A 20,609-nucleotide genomic window follows, 5' to 3' on the forward strand; every position below is an offset into this window, starting at 1 on the left:
GCGTGTAAAATGTAAGCTTGATTTTAATAGATATTAAGAAATGGAATATTAAAAAACTTCACTCCCCCTTATTATTTGTAAAGGGGAGTGAATTTAAAACTGAAAAATAGATCTTAGACCTTACGAAGACCAGTTCTTTTCAAAGTCAGCATAAAGAGTTAGCCCACCGTCAACAAATAAGGTCTGTCCGGTAATATAGGTGCTGTCTTTTGCTGTTAAAAAAGCCACTGTATCAGCGATTTCACGGCTTTCACCTGGGCGTTTCATTGGAATGTGGCTCGCTACATTCTTGTATTGCTCAGGGTCATTGATCCAAGACATATTAATTGGCGTAACAATCGCTCCAGGAGCAACTGCGTTTACGCGAATGCCTCGGCTCGCATATTCTAGAGCTAGTGTGCGAACAATATTGCCTACAGCGCCTTTGGAGGCAGAGTAGCCAAGGTAGTGAGGTTTAGGAATAATTTGATGGACTGATGAGTTAACGACAATCGCAGCTTCCATCTTGTTTTCCAGCCAGTATTTAATGGCTTCACGACATGGCAGCATAACGCCTGTAACGTTAACAGATAAAACACCTTCAAAGTCTTCTGTTTTAATTTCTTCTGAAGGAGAGGGGATTTGATACCCTGCATTGCAGACAAGAATATCCAAGCCACCCATGCCATCAATGCTTTTTTGCATTAAGCGACGGACATCGTCTTCTTTAGAGATATCACCCGCTGCGATAACGTGTTCACCACCATCGACTTTTGGGAGTTTATCACGAACGGCAATCAGTTTCTTCTCATCACGTCCGTTTAAAGCAACTTGTGCGCCTTCTTCTGCATAAAGAAGAGCAATTGCTTCACCGATACCTTGAGAAGCTCCCGTAACGAGAACTTTTTTGCCAGCAAAACGGTTTTTATAAGGAGTAGTCATAGAGTTTTCTCCTTCACTAGAAAGTTACAGATCAACTAAATAAGCCAATACAGTGTGAACTGTATAGCCTCTCGTAGGAAATAATATCCATGATTTATTATTAAATTAAGGTAACCATGGATATTAATGGAACTTAAGCAGCTTTCATTGCTTCTGTTAGTTTTTGCAATACTTCGTTTGGATCAGTATTTTCTAAAACAGCAACTTCTGCAACAAAACGTTCTTGAGCCGCTTCAAAGAGTTTCCTTTCTGAGAAGCTTCCGTCTAAACTGTCAACGTTTCTACGGAGATCACGTAAAACTTCAGCAATCTGAATAAGGTCACCAGAGTTGATTTTCTCTTGATAAGCGATCGCACGACGAGCCCACATGCCTTTACTGACATGAGGCTTTCCTTTGATAACGGTCATGGCTTTGTCAACAATTTCCCGCGTGACAATTTTGCGCAGTCCAGCCTTGCGTGCTTTTGCAAGTGGGATACGCAATGTCATTTGATTGCCAGGGAAAGAAATTTGTACCATTTCGATCATGGTATCTGCGACTTCAACCATACCGATCTTATCAACACGGCCCACTCCATGAGCGGCATAGACAATTGAGTCTCCCTCACGGAATGGGTCTGAAGCTTGTTCTGGATCATTTTGACGGGCGGTATTTTTGGCTGCTTTACGCGCCATTTCATCAGTCATACCGCCCCGGGGAGGAGTCTTAAAGGTGTTCATGTACAGTATAGTAACATAAAAACCTTATCCTGTCCTGCTTTTATAATATTACGGTTGAACCCCTTTGGTCGGTTGAATAGCTGGGGGTGGCTCTATTCCAATCGGTTGAAGGAGATCGCGTTCGATCGTCCGTGCGATTGTTTTCATGGGAAGGGCATGCGGGCCGGGCTTGAAGGGTTCTTGAAGGTTGCGTCCACTCCGATCGAGTGTTTGAAAAAGAAGACCAATAACACTTGACCCAAGAGGAGTAATCCATCCAAGGGTTTGAACAGCTGAAAGAGGAAGTAAAATACAGAACAGATGGGTCGTGATTTCTGGTAAAATAGAATATTGTACTGGTAATGGTGTATTTTTAATACGTTCCAAGCCACCTTGTGCATTGGCAATATCAGATAAAATACGATCAACCGTTCCGTGAACGGCACCATCAATATTTTTTTCTTTTACTTCGCGGCTTACAGCAAGACCAATTTCATAGAGAAGGGCATTCGCTGGATTAGAGAAAGAATAAATTTTCTTTTGTAGGTCCTGCGATAATAAATGATTGAGGCTATCGGCTTGGAGAGGTTCGCCGCGCAGGGCTGCTCTTAGAACATGAGGGTATGCCGCCATTGATTGGACGATCGTGGGGGCTCCATCAAGAAGGGATGCGGCTTCTCGACCAAAAGAGCGGCAATTATTTGTGATGGCCCCCCATAGAGTGCGCCCCTCCCACCAACGAGCATAGGCTGCATTGTTGCGCATACCTAAGAAAAGCGCCAAGGCAGACCCCATCAGAGAAATAGGTAAAGCTGGCTGCTCCATCCATACTTGATGGTAAACTTGGAAAAGGACGACAACAAACACATCCCACAACGCTAGGATAATGAGAGGAGGAGCAGATTCCTGCAACAGAATGGCTAAGCCATGTTTGCGTTGAACGATCAAATTTGTAGTTCCTAAGGGTTAGAAGTTTAGAGGTTATGAGGTGAGATTTTTTTTACATATTACACCGTGATCGGCTATGTGTATGGATAAGAAGTTTTTATTACAGCTTGTAGGGTGAAGACGATGGATGTGATAGCAGCGCTTGCTATAGAATCAGGTAAACCATTGATTGTAGATAAAGTTCAACTCGAAGGGCCTAAAGCAGGGGAAGTTCTTGTTGAAATCAAAGCAACAGGCTTATGCCATACAGATAAATATACGTTATCTGGCAAAGATCCTGAAGGGTTGTTCCCAGCTATTTTGGGCCACGAAGGTGCAGGAATTGTGCGTGAGGTTGGGGCTGGTGTAAAGCATTTACGCCCTGGGGATCATGTTATTCCACTATATACGCCTGAATGTCGTGAATGCCCATCCTGCTTGTCGCGCAAAACCAATCTGTGCACCTCTATTCGGGCGACGCAGGGTAAAGGTCTTATGCCGGATGGAACGTCTCGTTTTTCCTATAAAGGGCAGCCAGTTCATCACTATATGGGATGTTCCACATTTGCGAACTTCACCGTTTTGCCAGAAATTGCTTTGGCAAAAATTCGTCCCGATGCTCCGTTTGATAAGGTTTGTTATATTGGCTGCGGCGTAACAACAGGCATTGGTGCCGTTTTATTTACGGCTAAAGTTGAAGCAGGTTCAACCGTTGCTGTTTTTGGACTTGGTGGCATTGGATTAAATGTCATTCAAGGGGCGAAGATGGTAGGCGCTAACCGTATTATCGGGATAGACCTTAATCCAGAGCGTGCAGAAATTGCCCGTAGTTTTGGCATGACGGATTTTGTTAATCCAAAAGACTTAGGACCTAATGGAGATCTTGTCGGTCATTTGATTGAGATGACTGGTGGTGGTGCAGACTATACTTTTGAATGTGTGGGTAATGTGACGTTAATGCGCCAAGCCCTTGAAAGCGCACATCGCGGTTGGGGTGTATCGTGTGTTATCGGCGTTGCCGGTGCCGGACAGGAAATTAGTACACGTCCATTTCAATTGGTGACAGGGCGCCGTTGGATAGGTTCAGCTTTCGGTGGGGCACGTGGTCGAACGGATGTGCCAAAAATTGTGGATTGGTATATGGAAGGCCGCGTAAATATTGATGCGTTGATTACACATAAATTACCTTTGTCAGAAATCAATTATGGTTTTGAGCTGATGGAGAAGGGTGAAAGCATTCGTACGGTTGTGGAGTTTTAAAATGACAGTCACAACATTAAGCGAACATGCTTGTTTTGATGGTGTCGTACGGTTTTTGGAGCATCAATCGTCGGAACTTGGGGTGGGTGCAAAATTGGGTGTTTTTCTCCCGCAAGAGGCTTTGTCAGGGAAAGTCGTTCCGGTCATTCATGTGCTTGCAGGGTTAACGGCAAATTACGAAACCTTCCTAATAAAATCGAACATTATCCGCTTTGCAGCTCAGCATGGTATTGGGGTCGTTGCCCCTGATACTTCCCCTCGAAATACGGGAATTGAGGGGGAAGATAAGGATTACGATTTGGGGAGCGGTGCTGGATTTTACGTGGATGCAACAGCAGAACCATGGTCCAAGCATTATCGTATGGAGAGCTATGTTGGAAAAGAGCTACCTCTTTTAACGGAGAGCCTTTTTCCTTTTGACGCAACGCGGCGGGGTATCATTGGGCATTCTATGGGTGGAATGGGCGCGCTTATTCAAGCTTTGCGCTACCCAGAGCGTTGGAAAACGGTCTCGGTTTTTGCGCCTATATGCGCTCCAAGCCGTATTCCATGGGGTAAAAAAGCTTTTGATGCTTATTTTGGAGGGGATCTACAAAAATGGGAAGAATATGACCCCACGATTTTATTGGAAAATGGGTATAAGCCCCCTTCGACAATCTTATTGGATCAGGGGTTGAAAGATCAATATTTAGCGGACTTAAAGCCGGATGCGTTAGTCGCCGCTGCCCAACAGACAGGGCAGCGTTTGCAGGTTCGTACACATGAGGCATATGATCATGGCTATTGGTTTATCCAAAGCTTTATTCATGACCATATTGAGCATCATGTAAAAGGTTTAAAAGGATAAAATCGTTAAGCTTTTTTATATAGCTCTTCTGCACTGATTTCTGGTTGAGAAGTGTCTTTTAAGCCGCTTGGGGTGACGCCGTGGTAAAAGCAGCTGCGGCGTCCAGTATGGCAGGCTACTCCTTTCTGATCTACAATGAGCAGGATTGCATCCATGTCACAATCTATACGTGCCTCAAGGAGGTGCTGTTGCTGGCCGGACGTTTCTCCTTTTCGCCAAAGCGTTTGGCGACTACGAGACCAGTAACATATTCGACCTGTTGATAGCGTTTCTTTTAATGCATCTGCATTCATCCATGCGAGCATTAAAATATCGCCATTAGGCGCTTGTGCGATAGCGCTAATTAAGCCTTTGTCATCAAATTTTGTTTGAGAAATGATGTTGTCAATTGTGTTGGATGAAGGGGCTGTATAAGTCATGAACGCATCTCCAAGGGGAACCATTCGGGCCATAAGACGGAAACAGGTGTTTCGTTATAAGTAAGGTTTGGGGCATCCCAAGCTTCTTTGCGAAGCAGGGCAAGAGCTTGGTTTCCGCTGCGTGTGCGAATATCTCCCACTTCTTTATCTGCGATCATCAGCGTTCCTCCCGCCTCAGGGAAATGGCCTTCAGTGAGTGTAACAGGTAGGAGGCGGCGTTTGAGTAGGCCACGATAGTGTGTGCGGGCTGTTAATTCTTGTCCCATATAACAGCCTTTAGACCAAGAAACTCCGTGCAACAGATCCATGTTAGCTTCTAAAGGAAGTGTTTTTTCACTTATGAAATCGACATAATCGGGCAAGCCTAGGTTTAGGCGATGTTTTATCCATTGTGTGGTGTTTGATGGAATGGAGGGGGATTGATCCTGAGGAAGAATTGCTCGCCAACCTGCGTTAGGTAATCGTGGGTCAGAAGCGGTTAAGATGATGTCTTTAGGAGGAGGGGCATCATGGCCAACGATAACCAGAAAGTCCGTTAATTTAATTTGAACATAAGCTCTTAAGCGGAACCGTGATAAGTGTTTTATCAGCATCTCTGCATGAGATGAGGGGCAGTCCATAAGAATTTCAGAAGATGTACTATAAAGGAAAAACTCACTAAGCCATCGCCCTTGGGCGGTGAGGAGTGCACTCCATATACAGCGATTTTCTGTAAGGGATGTGAGGTCGTTGGTGACTAACCCTTGTAGAAAAGAGGTTCGGTCTGTGCCTGTGATGGCTAGGACGGAGCGGTCGGGGAGGAGTTCAATCATAAATTTCTATATTAAGTTATTTAGAACATATTTTGGACGGTAAGATGATTTATGAAATATATCATAGATGGGGTATTTATTAAATGAGGAGAGAGAAAATTATGCATTGCGATCGCAGGAAGAGTAGAAGATAATAAAAAAATTACTTTATATCAGCCTTAAGAAATTGTTTGGGAGTTGATTGGCATTGTCTGGCTCAGAAATCATCGATCCGGCGCGTAGCCCAGCTAATATTCGTCGACGAATTTGGCAGTTTTTAGGGCCGGTTTTGGGGGTTGTCCTAGTCATTGCAACAATCAGCGCTATAAGTTTACATAATTATAGATCCACACGAAATGGGGTTATTTCGTTGTCATCTGATTTGCTTCGAAATTTGCAGCGTTATATTGCTCAGGAGCTGAATAATTATATTTCTCCGGCTATGGAAAGCGCTGGAATAGCGAATGATATGTTTCTGGATCCGATAACGGATCAAGTGCCACAAACATTTATGCTGTATGGGCGCTCCATGCTGGCCCATATGCCGCAAGTTGACAGCTTCTATCTTGCAAATGATCAGGGGCAGTTTTGGTTGGTCATTCGTCATGGCGACGGTTACGATCAAACACATTTGCAAAAAGAAAATGGTCAAATGGTCTACCGCCATGTGTACGTAGATCAAAAGGGCACTTTCAAAGGAACTGGGTTTGATCCTGCATCTGCTCCACCATCATCTAAGCCATGGTTTCGTGGAGCTGTTGAGCGTGCGGGAAAAGGGGACGAAGCCCTATATTGGACAGATCCTTACGCCTATATGGCCACACACCAGTTTATTATAACGGCATCCATAGCTTTCCGTACGAGCGATGGTCACCAAGCTGTTTTTGCAATTAATATTTCGTTGAATCGATTAACTGACTTTCTTAACCACTTGCAGGTGGGGCGTAGTGGGCAGGCCGTTATTGTTGACATGCAGGGCCATATTATTGCTGGCCATAATGCGGAAGCGTTGCGAAAAAGTGTTGGGTTTGATCCATCGAAGGTGAAGCTTGACCCTGACACACAGCCTGTTTTTGTAAGAGCGCTAAATGAATTTCGAATTAAGGGATCAGGCCCTGGTATCGTTAATTCTCGCGGCCGTAATTATGTAACAATCGCGACGGAAACAACGTCTATACATCGTCACTGGGTATTATTGATTAATGCTCCTGAAAGTGACTTTTCGGCTTTCGAAGTAAACGATCGTAAACAAACCATAATCTTCTCAGTTCTGGTTGTAAGCCTTGCGTGTGTGCTCGCGTTGGGGTTGATCCTTCGTGGGCGTCAAGTGGATGGTCTTAAAAAACTACTGGATCAGACGCGGGAACAAATCAGAGGAGAAGATGCGGCGATATATGAAATTGCAAATACGCCGGATCTTTTCGATAGCTCAACAGATGTTCCTATTTTAACTGAAACATTGACGTCCGCTACTGGCGCCCGCAGAGCAAGTTTGTGGCGGTTATTACCCGATGGCGAACGGTTGCTGTGTGAAGATATGTTTGACGCTGCTAAAGATGTTCATAGTACGGGTATAGAAATTCTTCAGCGGGATAATGCGCAGCTTTTTGATGTTTTGAAAGAAGGATATCCGCTTGTAATTGATGATGCGGCTTCAGATGAACGAACAATGCTCTTTCAGCGCGTTGTGATGAAACTAGCAGATACGAACAAGTTAGTATTTCACCCCATAATGCATGGGCATCAACCTGTTGGTGTCGTTATTTTGGAAGATCCAAGCCACATTAATTCCATGGATCATATTATAGCCATGGTGTCTTCTGTTGCGTTGGTACGTTTCTCTCACGCGATAGAAAAGACGAGCGCAATAGAAAATGATCGTGAGGATTTGCATCAAGATCTTCAAGAAACCCGTTATGACCAAGGTTTCTTGGTTCACATGCCAGAGGAAAATAATGACCAGTTTGTTCCGTCAGGTGTATATCCACAAGTGCCGGTAATGGTTATTATTTTTTCGGATCCTTATATTGTAACGCAAAAACAAGCCGTAGCCACGGGGATGTCTATTGTTTCAGCCTTGGCTGAAAAAGTGCAAGATATTGTTCGGGATGCGGGTCTATTTTCGGCACAAGTGATTAGCAATCGTTTGGTTCTTATTGGGGAATGTTCCATGGAACCAGATCCGAATATGGTGTTGCGCCTTGCAGATGTGGCGATTTCCATCCGAGAAGCTAGCCTTACCCTTTTGGCGAATGCAGATATGGCCCCAATATTTAGTATTGGTTTAGATATTGGTCCCGTAATGGCGGCAATGCTTGGAAAAGACCCTGCCGTTTTTAATATATGGGGAGAGGCCGTTAATACGGCTGAATTGTTGGCAAATAGCGTTCAAGATGCAGGAACAATTAAAGTTTCTGAACAGTTTTACATGAAATTAAGGGATCATTTCCTCTTTCGGTCTAGAGGAAATTTTTACTTGCCCGGAACAGGGGTAACGAGAAGCTTTATTTTGGCAGGGCGTCGATGAGTTTCTTAGACAAAATTCCTTTTGTAAGAAACTTTTTGCAGCGTTTGGGAGCCGTTTCCCGTTCGCAAATGCGATTTACGCTTATGTTGATCGGTGTTTCATGGGGGGTCATGCGTGAAGCAGCTTTTCCAACATCATGGCGAAGGACGGTAAGAATTGAGTTTTGGTCGACGCTTAAGCAAGCAATTGGCGGTGGTTTACTCAGTGTTCTAGTAACGGCAGGGTTAACGGGTTTTGGAATTGTTGCTCAAGCTGTTTATTGGCTTGGTTTTGCAGGGATGGCACAGCTTACAGGGTCTATTTTGTCGACTGTGCTCGTAAGAGAAATTGCACCTATTCTTGTGGGTGTTATTTTGCTCGGACGTTCGGGGATGTTGATTTTAACTGAGCTTGGTATGCTGAGTACTGGTGGTCAAATGAGGGTCTTAATGGGGATGGGGATAGATCCCTTTTTCGCTTTCATTTTACCCAGAAGCCTTGCAATGACAGTTGGAGGTTTTACTCTAGGGGTTATATTTAGTTCAGCAGCACTTTTAGTGGGATATGTTGTTTGTAGAGCTGAAGGCGTTATTACAATGTCGCTTTGGTCCTTTCTCGACCAAGTGACAAGTAGCATGCATTTAATTGATTATATTTCTATTTTTGCAAAATTTGTTTTTAGTGGATTTGCCGTTGGTATTTGTTGTTGTTTATCAGGGATTGATACGACAACAGATGATGATCTCGCTTCTTTGATGCCTCGAGGTTTTGCGCGTGGAATGTTATCGATTATGATTATCAATGTTGTTTTAAGCGTTTGGTTATAATCGGTTATGTCAGAGAATAACGACTACCAGAATGAACGACAGATTATAGATCCTATTCTAGAATTAATTGATGCGCGCCCTCAATTTGATGAGGGTGGCTTATCCTCTGTACGTTATAACTTACGTCTCAATCCGGGAGATTGTGTTTTAATTGAAAGCAAGGATGTTCAGCAGGCTGCTAAATTTACGGATATGTGTCTTGGGCTTGTTGACCTAACAGAAGGACAAATCCGGTGTATGGGTTTGGATTGGGCAGATTTGGATGAAAAAAGGCAAGCTGCGTTAAGAGGGCGAGTAGGCCGGATTGTTTCTAATGGCGGATGGATAGACCTTTATGGAACACACATGAACATTCTGTGGCCTCAATTATACCACACAAAAATACCGGAGAAGGTATTAATACAGCGTGCCGTGAAATTAGGGATAAAATTTGGTTTGCCGGGGCTCCCTGTTGATGTTCCTAATAAATTGACGGCATTAGATCGTTCTCGCGCAGATTGTGTGAGGGCTTTTCTGGGCAATCCTTCGCTTTTATTATTGGAAAACCCAATGGGGAATGCTTCAGAAGATTTGAATATAGCTTTTTTAGAGATGTTGACTGAAGTGCGTAATCAAGGATGTGCTGTTATTTGGTTAGCCCCTGATGACAAGGGGTGGAAAAACTATAAAAAGGATACAACTTTTCAGTTGCGTCTTATGGATGATGGATTGGTTTCTGCCAAGAAGAGGTCGTGATGTTTCGGATACGTCGTGTAGATAGTGCTCGTCCTCTTTTTAAAAATCGGTATGCAGATGAATGGGTAGGCCTTCTTGTTCTTGGTGCGCTCATTTTATTTGCAGGAGCTTTGACAGAAGCTGGTTTGCTCAAAAAATGGCTTACACCAGAAAAGAAGATTCATTTTGTTTTGCCAGAGAGTGGTGTAGCAGGCCTTGCGATTGGTAATGATATTGAAATTATGGGTGTCCATGCTGGAGAAATTCGTAATCTGGATTTGAACCAGGAAGGACATATGTATGCAGAAGGTGAGATAGAGCCTCAGTTTATTCCTTTCATTCGTCAAGATAGTTCTGCTGTAATTCGACACCGTTTTGTCGTTGCGGGTGCAAGTTACATTGAATTGAGCCGAGGTGCAGGCCAACCTCTTGATTGGGGGTATGCTGTTCTAAATGCGACGGTTGAACCTAACCCTGCCGATGTCATTACCAAAACAGTAATTGATCTTCGTGGTCTTTTGCTGCCTGCTATGAATAATGTTCAGCAAATGACGAAGCAGCTGAATGATATGCTGACAGATATGCACTCAGGGAAAGGAACTGTGGGTGGTCTTCTCTATAAAGATACGGTTCTTCAGCATGCGAACCAAGTTTTAGAAAATCTGAACGATACGATTGCGAAGTTGAAACCTGTAGAAAATCAATTAAACATCGTTATGAAGAATGCAAACGGCACCGTTGAGAATGTCCGTGCGACGACGGCATCCTTGCGGAAAGATATGCCACAAGTTCATCAGACGTTAAGTCATGTTAATGATGCTACAGCCCAGCTTCCTACTTTATTAACCCAAGCAGAAGCGAGTGCGAATAGCTTGCGGAAGTTAATGGATCAAATAAGAGGGCTTTGGATCCTTGGGGGAAGTGGAAGTGCAAAATCTTCGTCACAGCGTCTTCCAGCACAAGCGGTAAAACCATGAGATATACAGTTTGTGGAGCTTTTTTCTTGCTTCTTGCGAGTTGCTCATCTGGAAATTCCGGCAAACAGCCTGATTCTCAATATGAAGATGCAATGGAGACTGGCCGGAGTGTTTTTGATATGGGACACCCCGATCAGGCCGAAATGCAATATCGAGCAGCAATGAAGCGTGCTTTGCTGCGAGCCGATCCTCAGCAAATACATGATGCAGGGTTTAATTTGGCAACCTCTCTTGTCCGAGAGAAGAAACCGGCACAGGCCATACAAGAAGTAGATAAAACGTTAGCTACGCTTAGCTTGTATAATTATAATAATAATTTGGATTTTTATCTCATTAAAGCCGCCGCCGCCGCACAACAGAAAAATTGGGTGATGGCAGAAGGTTTTTCTTTAAAAGCTTTGAAATCATCGGATGGGTCAACGCACGATCAAGCGGCTTATCTCGCTGGAATAAGTGCTGATGCTCTAGGAGATAGAAATTTATTAGCCCAAATGAAAGAGGCGCTAAGTCCGGCTAAAGGAAAAACGACAATTAGTCTGGATTATCAAGAGTTGTCGGCTCGTCTGGATGTTAAAGATCATCATTATTCGCAGGCTTTAACGCAAGCTATGCAGCTGGTGCAGGAGCGACGAGATGCCTTGGATTATGACGGGATGCGCAATGCATTACTGATTGGGGCGTATGCAGCAGAAGGAATGGGTAATATGCAAGAAGCTGCAAATTTACGGCAACAGGAAAATTTAAGCGCGCAGAAATAAGAATTAGAAAAAGTTTTAGGGCATTTTATGATGATAAAATGCCCTAGGCTTTTTATGCGTGTAAAGCTTCCGTTGTGGTGTTTGTCGCCACTTGAGGGCGTAGAGATCCCATATCTTCTTCGGATTGAACCATTGGTGTCATTCCAAGAGAAGATAAAAGCTGTCTATCTCGATGCTCTGCCGGATTGGGTGTTGTGAGGAGTTTCTCTCCACAGAAAATAGAATTTGCTCCAGCAAGGAAACACAAAGCATGAGCTTCATCAGTCATGTTTTCACGGCCAGCAGCTAAGCGAACGTGGCTTTGAGGCATCATAATACGTGCAGTGGCAATCATTCGGACAAAAGTAATCGGATCAACTTCTTCCGCATCTCCTAGCGGGGTACCTTCAACTCTTACCAATAAGTTGATAGGAACGCTTTCTGGATGTTTAGGGAGGTTAGCAAGAGTGGCTAACAAGCCAGCACGATCTGAAAGATCCTCTCCCATCCCTACAATGCCACCACAACACACGTTAATTCCGGCATCGCGAACATTGGCGAGTGTATCTAACCGCTCTTGATAGGTCCGTGTTGAAATGATGGTGTCGTAAAATTCTTCAGACGTGTCGAGATTATGATTGTAATAATCAAGCCCAGCGTCTTTTAAGCGTTGCGTTTGATTTGTGTTAAGCATCCCTAACGTAACGCATGTTTCAAGCCCGAGGGATTTGACGCCTTTAATCATATCACACACAGCGTCTAAATCATGCTCTTTAGGTGAGCGCCACGCTGCTCCCATACAGAATCGACCTGCACCTGCAGCTTTGGCGGCGCGTGCTTCGGTTAAAACTTTTTCAACTGCCATGAGACGTTCAGCTTTGACGCCTTTTTCATGTCTTGCACTTTGAGGGCAATAGGCACAATCCTCAGGGCAACCACCTGTTTTGATTGAAAGGAGTGTAGAAATCTGCACTTTTGTCGGATCAAAATACCGATGATGTAAGGTTTGCGCTCGGAACATGAGTTCAGGGAAAGGGAGGCGAATCAAGGATTCGACTTCCTCTTTTGTCCAATCATGGCGGATGTCTGATTGTGTGACTTTTGGTGCCGTCATGTTGTAATCTCCAACGTTATTGCGTCACACCTACCCAAAATGGTTCTGACGTGCCATCTCATTATCACGCATATGAGCAGGGAAATGGACGAGGCAAAGTAATGAAACACTGGCGAATTGAGCAGATGGATTGGAATTCTTTTGATCCATCTAAGGTAGATCCGAATATTATTCCACTAGTAAAGTCAGCATCAGTGGTGGAAAAAAACGGTTTGGACTATGCAGAGTACCTCAAACATGTGTTTGTAGGGGACCCAGATTTTAGTGAGGCCGCAGCAAATTGGGCTGTTGAAGAGGTCCAGCATGGGGATGCTTTAGGGCGCTGGGCCATGCTTGCTGATCCTGAGTGGGATTATGAATCTGCTGTGACGCGGTATCGTGCTTCCTATACGATTGAAGCCGATGTGGACGCGTCTATTCGTGGCTCGCGGACAGGAGAATTGATCGCGCGCTGTATGGTGGAGACAGGGACATCGTCTTTTTATACGGCACTGGCTGATGCAACGGAGGAGCCGTTGTTAAAAGCAATTTGTAAGCAGATTGCCGCCGATGAATACAGACATTTTAAACTCTTTTATGACCATATGCACCGTTACTTAAAACGGGAGAAACTAAGCGTATGGGAAAGAACTCGTATTGCTTTGGGCCGTGTGACCGAAAGTGAAGATGATGAGCTTGCATCGGCTTATCATACGACGAACGAACCTGTTGGTGTGCCGTATGATCATAAACGGTGCATTGCGGCCTATATGTCAAAAGCGATGGGTTTTTATCAGCCGAAACATATTGATCGTGTGACGGCCATGATTTTTAAGACCATTGGTTTTACACCACATTCGCGTTGGCAAAAACTTGCCGCTAAGGGTGTGTATCGTTTGATTAAGTGGAGACAGAAAAGCTTTATCCGGCAGGCTGCGGTATAAGGGCGAGGGGCTGTAAATGATTATGCAAAAAAAGACATTTCGTCAGAGTTGGTTAAAGATTGTATTAGGAACGTCTTTATTGATTTTGGCGCAACACGGAGAGGCTTCGGCCGCTCCGTATTATTTGCCAATTGCTGGGTATGGCCCCACGGCACCGAATGCACTGAGTGCTGAAGGTTTGTCATTGCAGCAATATGCTCATCAAGTTGGATATGCAAAATTTACAGCCCCAGATTGGCAGGAGGGGAATGTTCGTCATGTGGTAATGCTTCGGTATAAAGAAGGCACCACAATGGACCAACGCAATGAAGTGACACGCCGCTTTTTACACTTGGCACAAGATAGTCGACGCCCGAACGGGAAGGCCGTCATTAAATCGATTGAATATGGTGATCAAAGTACGGGGTCTGGCTTAAGCTACGGGTTTCAACAAATTTTTGTTGTAAGCTTCAGGTCGGAAGGAGATCGGAATTATTTTATTGGAAAGCCTGTCGTCACCGATCCTCAGTATTTTGACCCTGCACATGAAGCTTTTGTGCAGTTTTCTGCACCTTATATCGAGAAAGTTTTAGTGTTTGATTATAATGTTCGTGCTGTGATGAATAAGGATGTTTCATCTAAAAAGCGGAAGCATTGAGGACGTGAAGAATAAAATAAACTTCATTTCATAAATGTCTCTTTGACGGAATGATCTTTTTGACCTCATGATGGAGCATTACTCAAGATCAAGAGGTCAAATGTGAGATTAAATTCATTCAAGAGAAAAAATCTTAAGCTGGGCGTAAGTAGTTTAGCGCTGGCTGTCAGTATGATCTCTTTTAGCGCTCAAGCAGCAGGTTATAATGCGGGGTGGGGCTTTGATGAAGCTGGAATGAATCGAGCTGTTAAACCGGGGAATAATTTCTTTGAATATGCGAATGGGACATATTTGAAAAATTTGCAGATCCCTTCGGACATGAGCAGTTATGGCCCTTTCCGTATTTTATATGAATTGTCTCTTGAGCGCCAAAAAGCGATATTGGAAGATGCTGAAAAACATACTTCTGAAAAACCAACAGATGATCTTTCAAAGATTGGTACATTTTACGCCAGTTATCTTGATCAGGGTGCTGTAGACCGGTTGGGCGCGAAGCCTCTGGCGCATGATCTTGCGGCTATTCGGGCCGTTAAAACACCGACTGATTTTGCAAAAGCCTTTGGATCTTCAGCGCATTCATTCGGTTTCAGCACGTTCCAGTTTGGTGTGGAACAGGACCAAAAAGATCCCTCTCGTTATATTTTAATGCTGGATCAAGGAATGAGTATTGGGGTGGAGGGAGGTTTAGAGCTTCCTGATATTAGTTATTATACAAACCCCAAATTGAGTGAAAAGAAAAAGGCGTATCAAGCTTATATTGCAAAGATACTTACGTTGGCAAAATGGCCAGATGCTGCACATAATGCACAGGCCATTGTTGATTTAGAAACGACTTTGGCAAAAGTGGAAGTGCCAAGGGATCAAACACGTGATCCGTTGAAGATGTATAATCCAATGTCGGTTGCGAAGTTAGGGAGCATTGCGCCTGATTTCGATTGGATGAGTTTTTTTGCAGCGGCAGGCTTACCTAAAGAAGGCTTATCTGAACGGCTGGTTGATGTAAGAGAGCCTCAGGGGATTGCAGCCATAGCGCGTGTTTTAAAACATACAGATAATAATGTGTTACAGGCGTGGCTTGCTTTTCGTTTAGTGGATAATGCTGCTGGCTTCCTTTCACATGATTTTTCAGATGCCGCATTTGATTTCCATGGAAAAACGCTATCTGGGATTACGCAGCAATCACCGCGTTGGAAACGCGCTGTAAATGCGACAAATAGTTCGATGGGGTGGGCGTTAGGGAAAATATATGTATCCCGCTATTTCCCGCCATCTGCGCAAGAGCAGATCACCGCTCTTGTCCAAGAGGTGAAAGCATCCTTCCACGAAAGATTAACGCATAATACGTGGATGGATGAACCGACCCGTAAAGCAGCGCTAAATAAGCTGGATCATTTTGCTATTCAGGTTGGGTATCCCAAAAAATGGTGGGATTATAGCCATTATGTGGTGCAAAAAGGCGATGTATATGGCAATGCCATTCGAGGGATCGCGTTTAACTGGCAGCATGAGTTAACGAAGCTTGATCATCCAGTTGATCGTGATGAGTGGGATATGACACCACAAACGGTCAATGCCTATAATGATCCAACCATGAATGAAATTGTTTTCCCCGCAGCAATTTTACAGGCTCCTTTCTTTGATCCTAAAGGAGATATGGCGGTTAATTACGGTGCGATTGGTGGCGTGATTGGTCATGAAATGAGCCATGGTTTTGATGATCAAGGCCGTCATTATGATGAGCATGGGCGTTTGCATGATTGGTGGTCAAAAGCATCCAGTGATGCTTTTCAAAAACTGGCCGATCGTCTTGGAGCGCAATATGACGCTCAGGAACCTTTACCGGGTGTTCATGTGAACGGTAAAATGACGATGGGTGAAAACATCGCTGATTTGGGAGGGATGAACTTAGGTCTACAAGCCTATCGTGACTCGCTGCATGGAAAACCAGAGACGACGGTTCATGGCTTAACAGGGGATCAGCGGGTATTTTTGGGATGGGCTCAGGTCTGGCGGGAGAAAGATCGTCCCGATGCGCTACGCCGACAGATGCTCTCAAATGAACATGCTCCCGCTGTAACACGGGTTAATATACCAGCGCATAACATTGATGCATGGTATGATGCTTTTGGCGTAAAAGCGGGTGATAAACTTTATCTCGCTCCTGATCAGCGCGTAAAAATCTGGTAAGGACGTGACAAAAGGTGGCGTGGGGCTTACGAAGGCCTCACGTTTTTCATTTATTAATTGGGTTTTTCATTATGACACAAATGACAATTGGACATCTGTATACGTCTCTTCATGCAGGGTGTGCGAGTGCCGTAGCCCGTGTGCTTGAGGCTCATGAGGTGGACGTGGAGTTTGTTGATTTAGATGAAGAAGACGTAATTGATTCGATTAAACAAAAAGAAGTTGATGTTCTTGTTTCAGCCTGGTTCCCGCGAGATGATAAATTGTCTCAGTTGAATACAAGGGTCATTGGAGATTTGTATCAACCTCAAGTCGTTTTTGCTGGTTTGTCAGATCTTCCTCCTGTGAAAGAAATCACAGAGAAGAATGTTGAACGTATTATTGTTACCGATGATAGCCATGATGTTCTTCAAGAAGCATTGAAGAAATTACCATTGTTGGCGGAACTTCCACTTGAAGTTGTCGGAGAGGCAGCATTAATCGATCGTTTGAGAGATGCGCAGGAGAGTAATGAAAAAGTACTTGTAGTGGTAACGCAACCGCACGCTGTTTTTCATACGTCCTTATTAACCCCTGTGGCAGATCCAGACTTTTTATTAGGGAAAGAAATGTCCGCTCGCATCGTTATCCGCGAGGAGGTTGCCCGTCACGCTGATAGTGATCTTTTGGATGAACTTTCTGAGATGATGTTGGGTAATAAGGTGATGAGCGCTTTGGATTATATTATTGGGGTTGAAGGGCAAGATCCTGATGATGCTGCAGAGGCGTGGCAAAGAGGAAGACTAATTCCACGTGATGCTTAAAAGAAAATAGACCTTTTTGTGTGTATTGTTTTAGAAAATTGATGGGGAGAGGGAAAATGAAAAAAAATATATCTTCAGGTTTAGTGGCTGGTGCTTTCTTTTTCTTAGCAGGCTGTGCAACCGAATCTTCTCGCTCTGTGGAGGTGCCACAGGTTGCTTCAGTAAACAGCGTTTATACCGGGGTTCGCCAACCTGTTTCTATCGGACAGTTTGATAATCGCTCAACATATATGCGCGGCATATTTTCTGGTGGAACAGATACATTAGGAAGCCAAGCCAAAACACTTTTGGAAACTGATCTACAGCAAACGAACCATTTTGATGTATTGGATCGGGATAATTTGGCCCAGCTTACTCAAGAAAATGGCTTCTCGCATACGAAGGCTCAAATCCACGGAGCTCGGTATGTTATTACCGGTGATGTAACAGAATTTGGCCGTAAAGAAGTAGGAGACCAAGAGTTATTCGGTCTTTTAGGGCGCGGAAAAGCTCAGGTCGCTTATGCCAAGGTTAATTTGAACATTGTTGATACGGCTACGTCTTCGGTTGTTTATTCAACGCAAGGGGCAGGTGAGTACCAGTTATCAAATCGAGAAGTTGTAGGGTTTGGTGGCTTTTCTACTTACGATTCAACATTGAATGGAAAAGTACTGGATTTAGCTATTCGTGAAGCCGTTAATCATCTGGTGAAAGCCATTGATGGTGGTGCTTGGACACCTTCTCGATGAAAATGTGTGCATTTAAATATCTCTTTTTCCCGTATTTCCTTATTGCGGGGTTAGTTTCTTTAACGGGGTGTTCTGGAGGGGAGCGCCCTTTGTATTATTGGGGGGATTATCAGAAACAACTTTATTCATACTTTGAGAAAAAGACCTCTCCTGAAGAACAGATTATTGATTTGGAAAAAAACATTCAAAAAGCTCAGAGTAAAAATTTGAGTTTACCTCCAGGGTATTATGCTCATTTGGGATTGTTATATTCTGAGACAGGGCAATACGAAAAAGCTCAAACAGCTTTTTTAACGGAAGAGAAGATTTTTCCAGAATCAAAAACATATATGGATTTTCTGTTAAAATCCTCTGCAAATCTGCCTCTATCGACCCAACCATCCGGGGCAAAAACACCTTCCTCTTTAAAGAGCGGGAGTTAAAACTTTGCGAAAACTAAATGGCTTTTTGTTACTTAGTGCTTTTCTGTCTGGATGCGCTGGGCAGGCTCCTTATGATTATACGGCCTATCATAGGAGCAATCCTTCATCGATTTTGATTATGCCTCCTGTTAATCATACCGTCGATATTAAAGCGCCTTATGGTGTGATGTCTCAGTTGAGCATGCCTTTAGCGGAAGCAGGATATTATGTATTTCCTGTGAGCGTTGTAGATGAGACGTTTAAGCGTAATGGTGTTACCACCCCGGATGATGCAGCCGGGATCCCGTATCAAAAATTACGTCAAATCTATGGAGCAGATGCCGCTTTATACACCTCAGTTGAGCGATATGGTACTTCTTACATGGTCGTTGCAAGTAATACGACTGTTGCGCTTAATGCACGGTTGGTTGATCTGCGGAATGGTGTAACGATTTGGGAAGGGAGCAGTAACTTCATTAATGAGAATAATGGTTTAATAGGGGCTCTTTTAAATCAAATTATTTCATCAGCCTCGGATGCTTCTTTTCCTGTCGCAGGTGCTGCAGCGAATCAATTGTTAGATGCCCATTCGGATAGAGGTATTTTGTTAGGGCCGAGGGCTCCTAATTATGGTCAACAAAAGTAAAATCAACTTTTTTTCTGTTTAAAAATGAAAAAAAGTTGATTTTATATTGGTTAATATTTGCCGCATAGAATGACTTAAGCAACACTGGGTATTTTATGCGTCATTTTCAACGATATTCTTTATTTGTATCAGCCTGTGCCTTTGTATCGTGTATCGGGTACCAGCCTGTATTTGCACAGGTTATGGATAGGAATATTGGTAGTGCACCAAGTATCTTGGTGGAAACTCCATTGACACATAGCGCTCCATGGAAAACGAGTGTTCCTGCGTTTTCTACGCCTGAAGAAATCTATTCCAATCCACTGTCGATTTGGCTTCGTGCAAGAGGAATAAATTTTCTTCTTGATAATACAAATGAATTTGCGGGCGCTATCACTTCCCCCACAAAAGGGAATACGCCGGGTTTTGAAAATTATAACCAAGGGGCAAGTGATGCTGGGCAATATGCTATGCAGCTTGATCTTAACTGGGAAAAATTAGCGGGTTTGCGTGGTTTTGCAACTCATATGATTACAGTGGGTCGTTACGGAACAACCGCTAACAGAATGTTTGGGGATTGGTTAAACCACGCATCAGAAGATTATGGCGGTGGTGGGAACGTTGTCGTTCACTTGGTATATATGTACGGAGAAGAGACTTTATTGGGTGGTCGTCTGGCGATTGCTGCTGGACGAATGGCTGAAATCTCCGATTTTGCAGCAAGTTCATTATTTTGTAACTTTCAAAATGGAAGTATGTGCGGGCGCCCTAAAGGTATAACAGACACGAATTACGCAGCAGGTTACCCAGCTTCAACGTGGGGGTTTCGTGTTCGTGGGCGTCCTGCACGGTCGCTTTATATTCAAACTGGTGTTTATCCGATTGAAAATGGCATTTATCAAAACTATCAACATAGAACAGGATTTAAATTTAATGGTGCGAATATTATTGGTTACACAGCACCATTGGAAGTAGGGTTTGAGCCTGTTTTAGGGCACGGTACTTTACCCGGGCATTATAAGTTTGGAGCGCAGCTTTTCAGCACTCCTCAAAGTGATAATTTTTATGATGAGGCAGGAATGCCTTATGTTTTAACAAAAGACAAACAAAAACAACACAGTGCATCTTGGTCAACGTGGGGAATGTTTGACCAAAGAATTATACATTATCGTGCAAAAGATTCAGGTTTAACGGCGCTTACTGGTGTGATCTATAATGATCCGCAGACATCTCTTCGAAAATATGAAGTTTATGCTGCGCTTATCAATCGTGGATTTATAGAATCAAGACCTTATGACAGCCTTAATCTATCATTTACATATACGAAAATAGCGAGTGGAGTGACGCGCTCAGAAGGGTATTTTTTAACAAAGGGAGAAAAATTACCAAACCATGCAACGGGTGTTCAACGCGATGCCATGGTTTTAGAGTTGAACTATGCTATTCACGTCATGCGAGGGGTTATTTTTACGCCACTATTTGAGTATTATATAAACCCGAATGCGCAGAATAATTTAAAAGATGCGGCATTGTTAGGCTTTAAAAGTCATATTCAGTTTATGTAA

The 20,609-nt window shown here is 43.7% G+C and carries 21 protein-coding genes; 15 read left to right on the forward strand and 6 right to left on the reverse strand.

The annotated features are described in order from the left end of the window. Positions 1-120: 120 nt before the first annotated feature. From E3D00_RS08985 to E3D00_RS08995, 3 genes are all read right to left on the reverse strand, one after another. On the reverse strand, positions 121-921 hold the full coding sequence (locus E3D00_RS08985; protein ID WP_141461869.1) for an SDR family NAD(P)-dependent oxidoreductase: 801 nt from the start codon (positions 919-921) through the stop codon (positions 121-123). A gap of 133 nt (positions 922-1,054) precedes the next feature. Next, positions 1,055-1,642, reverse strand: coding sequence for a CarD family transcriptional regulator (locus E3D00_RS08990; RefSeq protein WP_141461870.1), 588 nt, complete (start codon positions 1,640-1,642; stop codon positions 1,055-1,057). 48 nt (positions 1,643-1,690) lie between these two features. Then, on the reverse strand, positions 1,691-2,569 hold the full coding sequence (locus tag E3D00_RS08995; RefSeq protein WP_141461872.1) for a bestrophin family protein: 879 nt from the start codon (positions 2,567-2,569) through the stop codon (positions 1,691-1,693). 123 nt (positions 2,570-2,692) lie between these two features. Between E3D00_RS08995 and E3D00_RS09000 the strand changes: the two genes are divergently transcribed. Next, the gene (locus E3D00_RS09000; RefSeq protein WP_141461874.1) at positions 2,693-3,808 is read left to right on the forward strand and encodes an S-(hydroxymethyl)glutathione dehydrogenase/class III alcohol dehydrogenase; all 1,116 of its coding nucleotides are present in this window, start codon (positions 2,693-2,695) and stop codon (positions 3,806-3,808) included. 1 nt (position 3,809) lies between these two features. Continuing rightward, positions 3,810-4,655 (forward strand): S-formylglutathione hydrolase, encoded by an 846-nt coding sequence (fghA, locus tag E3D00_RS09005; RefSeq protein WP_141461876.1) that lies wholly within the window; start codon positions 3,810-3,812, stop codon positions 4,653-4,655. Between the two features lie 5 nt (positions 4,656-4,660). Here fghA and hisI read toward each other — a convergent pair whose 3' ends face one another. Together hisI and ygfZ are read right to left on the reverse strand one after the other, a co-directional pair. Further along, a complete protein-coding gene (gene hisI / locus E3D00_RS09010) occupies positions 4,661-5,074 on the reverse strand; it encodes a phosphoribosyl-AMP cyclohydrolase (protein WP_141461878.1) in 414 nt (137 codons plus the stop codon). Beyond that, entirely contained in the window at positions 5,071-5,886 is an 816-nt protein-coding gene (gene ygfZ, locus E3D00_RS09015) for a CAF17-like 4Fe-4S cluster assembly/insertion protein YgfZ (protein ID WP_141461880.1), read from the reverse strand. Before ygfZ ends, hisI begins: the two co-directional genes overlap by 4 nt. 187 nt (positions 5,887-6,073) lie before the next feature. Here ygfZ and E3D00_RS09020 point away from each other — a divergent pair, with 187 nt between their 5' ends. The 5 genes from E3D00_RS09020 to E3D00_RS09040 are packed head-to-tail and all read left to right on the forward strand — an operon-like array spanning position 6,074 to position 11,647. Continuing rightward, on the forward strand, positions 6,074-8,392 hold the full coding sequence (locus E3D00_RS09020; RefSeq protein WP_141461882.1) for a cache domain-containing protein: 2,319 nt from the start codon (positions 6,074-6,076) through the stop codon (positions 8,390-8,392). Beyond that, complete coding sequence (locus E3D00_RS09025; RefSeq protein ID WP_141461884.1) at positions 8,389-9,198, forward strand: MlaE family ABC transporter permease; 810 nt, start codon at positions 8,389-8,391, stop codon at positions 9,196-9,198. The genes E3D00_RS09020 and E3D00_RS09025 overlap by 4 nt, the downstream gene beginning before the upstream one ends. A gap of 6 nt (positions 9,199-9,204) precedes the next feature. Then, on the forward strand, positions 9,205-9,933 hold the full coding sequence (locus E3D00_RS09030) for a P-loop NTPase family protein (RefSeq protein WP_141461886.1): 729 nt from the start codon (positions 9,205-9,207) through the stop codon (positions 9,931-9,933). Beyond that, positions 9,933-10,889, forward strand: a complete 957-nt coding sequence (locus E3D00_RS09035; protein ID WP_141462454.1) for an MlaD family protein — start codon at positions 9,933-9,935, stop codon at positions 10,887-10,889. The genes E3D00_RS09030 and E3D00_RS09035 overlap by 1 nt, the downstream gene beginning before the upstream one ends. Next, the gene (locus E3D00_RS09040; RefSeq protein ID WP_141461888.1) at positions 10,886-11,647 is read left to right on the forward strand and encodes a hypothetical protein; all 762 of its coding nucleotides are present in this window, start codon (positions 10,886-10,888) and stop codon (positions 11,645-11,647) included. The genes E3D00_RS09035 and E3D00_RS09040 overlap by 4 nt, the downstream gene beginning before the upstream one ends. Before the next feature lie 52 nt (positions 11,648-11,699). Here E3D00_RS09040 and bioB read toward each other — a convergent pair whose 3' ends face one another. Then, positions 11,700-12,740 carry a biotin synthase BioB gene (gene bioB / locus E3D00_RS09045; RefSeq protein ID WP_141461890.1) on the reverse strand — a complete coding sequence of 347 codons (1,041 nt, stop codon included), beginning with the start codon at positions 12,738-12,740 and terminating at the stop codon, positions 11,700-11,702. 101 nt (positions 12,741-12,841) lie between these two features. On the opposite strand from bioB, the gene E3D00_RS09050 reads away from it, so the two are divergent. From E3D00_RS09050 to E3D00_RS09085, 8 genes are all read left to right on the forward strand, one after another. Further along, positions 12,842-13,663, forward strand: a complete 822-nt coding sequence (locus E3D00_RS09050) for an acyl-ACP desaturase (RefSeq protein WP_141462455.1) — start codon at positions 12,842-12,844, stop codon at positions 13,661-13,663. Between the two features lie 22 nt (positions 13,664-13,685). Next, on the forward strand, positions 13,686-14,300 hold the full coding sequence (locus E3D00_RS09055; protein ID WP_246091420.1) for a Dabb family protein: 615 nt from the start codon (positions 13,686-13,688) through the stop codon (positions 14,298-14,300). A gap of 171 nt (positions 14,301-14,471) precedes the next feature. Continuing rightward, entirely contained in the window at positions 14,472-16,487 is a 2,016-nt protein-coding gene (locus E3D00_RS09060) for a M13 family metallopeptidase (RefSeq protein ID WP_141461894.1), read from the forward strand. 71 nt (positions 16,488-16,558) lie between these two features. Further along, positions 16,559-17,290: a glycine betaine ABC transporter substrate-binding protein gene (locus E3D00_RS09065; protein WP_141461896.1), complete on the forward strand. Its 732-nt coding sequence runs from the start codon at positions 16,559-16,561 to the stop codon at positions 17,288-17,290. Between the two features lie 56 nt (positions 17,291-17,346). Further along, positions 17,347-18,018, forward strand: coding sequence for a CsgG/HfaB family protein (locus E3D00_RS09070; protein WP_141461898.1), 672 nt, complete (start codon positions 17,347-17,349; stop codon positions 18,016-18,018). 2 nt (positions 18,019-18,020) lie between these two features. Then, positions 18,021-18,440, forward strand: a complete 420-nt coding sequence (locus tag E3D00_RS09075; RefSeq protein ID WP_141462456.1) for a DUF4810 domain-containing protein — start codon at positions 18,021-18,023, stop codon at positions 18,438-18,440. A 4-nt stretch (positions 18,441-18,444) separates the two neighbouring features. Further along, positions 18,445-19,065, forward strand: coding sequence for a DUF799 domain-containing protein (locus E3D00_RS09080; protein ID WP_141461900.1), 621 nt, complete (start codon positions 18,445-18,447; stop codon positions 19,063-19,065). Positions 19,066-19,160: 95 nt separating this feature from the next. Then, positions 19,161-20,609: a carbohydrate porin gene (locus E3D00_RS09085; protein WP_141461902.1), complete on the forward strand. Its 1,449-nt coding sequence runs from the start codon at positions 19,161-19,163 to the stop codon at positions 20,607-20,609.

Origin of the sequence: Swingsia samuiensis, from assembly GCF_006542355.1 — a bacterium.
GTDB classification, from domain to species: domain Bacteria; phylum Pseudomonadota; class Alphaproteobacteria; order Acetobacterales; family Acetobacteraceae; genus Gluconobacter; species Gluconobacter samuiensis.